1 protein-coding gene and 1 pseudogene are annotated in these 1705 nt (G+C 65.6%); both read right to left on the bottom strand.

Going from position 1 to position 1705, the window contains the following annotated elements; all coding sequences use genetic code 11:
- Positions 1-560: pseudogene (locus FJ980_RS30650) on the bottom strand (hypothetical protein); the annotation flags it as partial.
- A 124-nt stretch (positions 561-684) separates the two neighbouring features.
- A partial coding sequence (locus FJ980_RS30645) for an autotransporter outer membrane beta-barrel domain-containing protein (protein WP_140547318.1) occupies positions 685-1705 on the bottom strand: 1021 nt, incomplete at its 5' end.

Below are 1705 nucleotides of genomic sequence, written 5' to 3'. Positions count from 1 at the left end.
CCGCTGGTCCAACCGCCGGTATCTGGCCTGAGCGCGCCGCCGTTGCCGCCATGGGCCTGGTTGGCTTGCAGGTTGACGTTGCTCACCGTCACATTGGCGCCGCTGGCGACGAACAGCGCGCCGCCCAGTCCAGCGCCGCCACCGCCGCCGCCGCCTCCAATATACAGCTCGCCGCCATACCTTGCGTCGCCTCCTCTGCCGCCCTGGGCCTTGGCGTTGGCGATGGTGAGATCGTTGACGACTACTGTGCCGGACTGGACTAACAGGCCGCGATACTGGTTATTGCCAGACAGAGTGAAGTTGCCACCGTCGATGGTCACGTCTTTCTGCACGGTGGGCAAGTTTGCGCTCAGGGTGACGTTCGCGGTGAAGGTGATGGTGTCGTTTTTCTGGGCGCTACTGATGGCGTCCCTGAGCGTCGCCTCGTCTTTGACAATCCAGTCAGTCTCGACAGCTCTCGCCGGAAGCGTTGTTGACAGCGTTCCAGCTGCGAGAAGGATGGCCAGTGCCAGGCGCGAGCCCGATGTCGACAGACAAGTTTCCCCGAGCAGACGCAGCATCAGGCGAGCCCGCCTCGTTCCATCGATTTTTCTACCCATCTGCTTGACCCCAGAAGCCCCCCGAATGTGGGGGATCTTGAATTGACTGTTGACAAAGGAACAACACGGCAAGATGCGCATAGCCTCACCAGGTGATGCCGAGCTTGAGCTTGCCGGAATAGCTCTTCACGTTGCCGGAGAACTCGCCCTGGAAGGTGGCTGCGGCGAAGACGCCGGAGGGAGAGGTGTATTGGGCGCCGGCGTCGACGAGCAGGGCGTTGCGGTTGGGCTCGGCGCCACCGATGGTGAAGCTGCTGGCGGGAAGAGCCTGGAAGCCGGCGCCGAAATTGCGGTCGGTGCCGCCATTGATCGCCCATGCGGCGCGGCCGCTCAGCGTCAGTCTGGCGCCGTCTTCGAGCGCGATCGCATGATCGAGCCGGGTACCGAGTTCGACCCGGGTCGCGGTGCTGGTGTCGCTGTCATAGTGAAGCGCGAAGGGTCCGGTGCCGCTCGACGTCTCGGAATAGGCCGGCAGGTGATAGGAGATCGCCTGGAAGGCGGCATAGGGCGAGATCGCCACGACCAGCGTCTCAAAGCGGTAGCCGGCCTCGGCGCGGCCCGAGAAGGTGTGCGCGTCGAACTTGCCGGTCAGCGTGTCGCCAAGCACTGTGCGATTGGTCTCGACGGCGTTGAAACCATAGGCCAGCGCGCCGGAGAGATAGGCATTGCCGAAACCCTGCCGGCCATAGATGCCGGCATTGAAGGTGCCGGCATCGCCCGAGCCCAGCCCATCGGCGAGCGAGAAGTTCGACCAGCCGCCGCCGAGGGCGATGCTGACCAGCGTCTCGTCGAAGCGGTGGCTGACACCGCCGACCAGCCCGAAGGTTCGAGCGTTCGTATCGTGCGATCCGACGAACGGATCCCCGCCCGTCTGCTCGGAGCCGCCATAGGCCGCGCCCCAGGTGCTCCAGCGGCGGGCAAGCACCGCCTCGACAGGATCGGCGGCATGACTTGCCGACATGTCGAGCGCGGCGAAGCTGCCCTCGCCCGCCGTCTTGCCGTCCTCGGCATAGGCCGCGGCGCCGCTCGCCGCGCCCTGCGCATTGTCTGGCCCGCCCTCGCCCTGCCCGTCGAACACGGCCAGGAACCGATCGGCGCTGTCGATG

Origin of the sequence: Mesorhizobium sp. B1-1-5, from assembly GCF_006443065.1 — a bacterium.
In the GTDB taxonomy this organism is placed as follows: Bacteria; Pseudomonadota; Alphaproteobacteria; order Rhizobiales; family Rhizobiaceae; genus Mesorhizobium.
This window is presented reverse-complemented; position numbering and strand designations above follow the sequence as displayed.